At 74.0% G+C, this 3022-nt stretch carries 3 protein-coding genes; 1 reads left to right on the top strand and 2 read right to left on the bottom strand.

Annotation, left to right across the window (positions count from 1 at the left end):
- Window positions 1-41: 41 nt before the first annotated feature.
- The gene (locus ABD308_RS06040) at window positions 42-929 is read right to left on the bottom strand and encodes an SGNH/GDSL hydrolase family protein (protein ID WP_344328135.1); all 888 of its coding nucleotides are present in this window, start codon (window positions 927-929) and stop codon (window positions 42-44) included.
- 219 nt (window positions 930-1148) lie between these two features.
- Between ABD308_RS06040 and ABD308_RS06045 the strand changes: the two genes are divergently transcribed.
- Window positions 1149-1547, top strand: a complete 399-nt coding sequence (locus ABD308_RS06045) for an SHOCT domain-containing protein (RefSeq protein ID WP_344328138.1) — start codon at window positions 1149-1151, stop codon at window positions 1545-1547.
- Window positions 1548-1559: 12 nt separating this feature from the next.
- Here ABD308_RS06045 and ABD308_RS06050 read toward each other — a convergent pair.
- The coding region (locus tag ABD308_RS06050; protein ID WP_344328140.1) for a hypothetical protein at window positions 1560-3022 on the bottom strand (1463 nt) is incomplete at its 5' end.

Genomic DNA, 3022 nt, shown 5'->3' on the forward strand with positions numbered 1-3022 from the left:
CTGGCGGGGGCGGTGCGCGGACTCGGCGGCTGACGGCGCGCTCAGGGCAGCAGCGCCCTGGTGAGCGCGGCGACGTAGGCCTGCCCGGCGGCGTTGGGGTGCGTCGCGACGGTGTCCGGGGCCGGGTCGAGGGGCTCGACCCAGCGGACGCCCGGCGGCTGGCAGGCGTCGTGTCCGAGGGCGTCGCCGGGGTCGCTGAAGAGCGCCCGGTGGCCGGCGGCGGCCTCGCCGAGCATCGCGTTCATCCGCTTCTGGAGGCCGTACACATAAGGCACGTCGCCTCGGGCGACCGGCACGTCCGGCCAGCACCCGATGGTGGGCGGCAGCAGGGGAAAGTAGCCGACGAGCACCACGGTCGCGTGCGGGGAACGGGCGTGGACGCCGTCGAGCACGCCCTCGATCCCCGGGCGCGTCGCCTCGATCGCCGCGACCGCCAGGTCGGTCCCGCTCGCGGTGTAGGCCCGCCGGCACGGGTCGCCCTGGGGGTCGGTGCCGCTGATCACGGAGCAGGCCACCAGGAGGTCGTTGAGCCGGTCCATGGTGCCGATGGTGACCGTGACCAGATCGGTGCCGGGCCGCAGCGCGTCGAACTGGGGCGGGTTCACCCCGCCCGGCACCGGCTCCGGGACGGTCATGCTCAGGGTCGTGGCGCCGCCGCAGGTGACGTCGACGAAGCGCGCCGGGCCCAGCGCGGTGGCGAGGCCGTTCGGGTAGTCGTCGCGGGCGCGGCCGCAGCCGGCGGGCGTGCCGTAGTTCTTCGAGATGGATCCGTACGCCGCGTAGGAGTCCCCCAGCGCGACGTACTCGTCGTACCCGCCGACCGGCGCGGCGGTGGCCGGGGCTGCGGCCACCAGCCCGCCCGTCGCCAGGACGGCCGAGGTCAGCAGGGCCGTAAGCCGCCGGGTGGTGGCGGTGGGATGACTTCGCACGACTACTCCTCGTCGCGTTCCGACTACTGGTCGCATTGTGTGCGAATCATCCGATCGGCGCCCGCCGGAGCGGGTGGCCGCACCGCCGCGAGGCCCCGCCGACGGGATCACCCGTCCGGGGTGGTGCGCGCGCGGCCGTGCTCGGTGACCGTGGGGTAAGAGGGGGGACGGGCGGCGGCGCCGCCCGGCGCGGTTCGGCTACTCCTCCGGAGGCGGGCGATGGACGACTATCCGCTGTTGAACATCTTCCTCACGACCATGTGGATCTTCCTCTGGATCCTCTGGTTCATGCTCCTGTTCCGGGTCTTCGGCGACCTGTTCCGGGACGACACGGTGAACGGCTGGGGCAAGGCGGGGTGGTGCGTGTTCCTGATCCTGCTGCCGTTCATCGGCGTGTTCGTCTACCTGATCGCCCGGGGCAAGGGCATGGGGACGCGTGAGCTGGCGCGGGCGAAGGAGGCGGAGGCGGAGTTCCGCACCTACGTACGCGACGCCGCCGGGGCGGAGGCGAAACCGGCCGGTCCCACCGAGGAACTGGCCCGGCTCGCGGACCTGAAGCGGGACGGCTCCATCACGGAGGAGGAGTACCAGCGCGCCAAGGCGATCGTCCTGGGCTGACGTCGCGGGAGCTCAGCGCTCCGCGTCCCCCGTGCCCGTCGGCGCGGGGGACGCCGGCGCGGAGGACGCGGGGGTGAGGGGGCGGGCCGGGGCGAGGAACTCGCGCAGCGCGAAGGCCGCCAGCACGGCCACCGCGAACCAGAACACCACCATGCCGGTCGGGTGGTCCCACAGGACGAACACCACGGCGGCGACCACCAGGATCACCACGCCCAGCCACCGCTTCCAGCGGCGCACGAAGCGCTCCACCGGCCCGGCCCGGAAGCCCGCCGAGTCGGCGGAGGAGCGCAGCGCCGCGACCCCGTGCCCGGTCACCGAGCGGACCGTCACGGCGGCGCGTGAGGGGCCGGCGAAGAACGCCCCGAGCGCGACGAGCACCGCCAGGAAGCCGACCATCCGCACGGCCGAGCGCAGGTAGTCGACGACGGCGTCGTAGACGGCGCCGGCGGCGGCCGGTGAGGCCTCGGCGGGCAGGTGGTCGAGGAAGTAGGAGCGGAAGACCGCCAGCGCGATCCCGAGCAGCAGCATCGCCGCCCCGATGCCGAGCGCGGCGCCGACCAGCGCGCGGCGGCGGTTGAAGGCGGTCAGTACGCCGACCGCGGCGATCAGCACCGTGATCACCGGCAGCCACCAGCCGAGGATCTGCAGCAGCCGGAACAAGCCCTTGATCTTGGCCAGGTCGGGGGAGGAGAACACCACGAACGAGGTGTGCACCTCCGGGATCCTGGCGGCCGGCGCGAAACCGGCGTTGACCAGCTCGGTCTTCACCCGTTCCACCATCGGCCCGATGTCGATCACGACCTCGTCGTTCTTCAGCTCCACCGCGCCGCCGCCCTGGCCGGTCAGGGCCTTGACCATGGTGGCGTGCCCGGCCCGCACGGCCTCCTCCCACACGGTGGCGAACGCGTCGCTGGTGACCACCCGCTCGGCGGCGCCGTGGACGAGGTTGGTCAGCGCGCCCTCCAGCGGACCGGTCAGCCCGCCCAGCAGCTGGGACAGCCGGGGCGGCACGCCCTGCTCGGCGGCGGCCTGGGAGAGGTCGTTGACGAAGGTCTTGACGTCGATCTGCTCCGTCGCGGCATCGGTGATGCGGTTGGCGAGGGCGTCCTGCACGGCGGGGTCGTGGGCCAGCGGCGCCATCGTGGCGACGAACCGGTCGGTGTCGGTGATCTCGTCGTGGGCCCAGACGGCGACGACCGCGAGCAGCGACAGCACGGAGGCCACGATCACCAGCACGGTGGCGCCGGTGGTGCGCAGCCGGTGGTGCCCCGGCCGCCGCCGGGCCTCGGCCTCCAGCTGGGCGACCCGGTGGTGGAGTGCCGCCAGCTCGGCGGACTCCGGGCGGTCGGGCTGCGGCGTGCTGGACTCGGCCGGTGGCATGCGGGCGGCTCCTCGCTCTGGGCTGGTGCTGACGGCGCCGGTGGTGACGGCATCGGTGTCGGCGGCATCGGTGTCGGCGGCGCCGGACGACGGGC

The organism is Kitasatospora putterlickiae, from assembly GCF_039527695.1.
Taxonomy (GTDB): Bacteria; Actinomycetota; Actinomycetes; order Streptomycetales; family Streptomycetaceae; genus Kitasatospora; species Kitasatospora putterlickiae.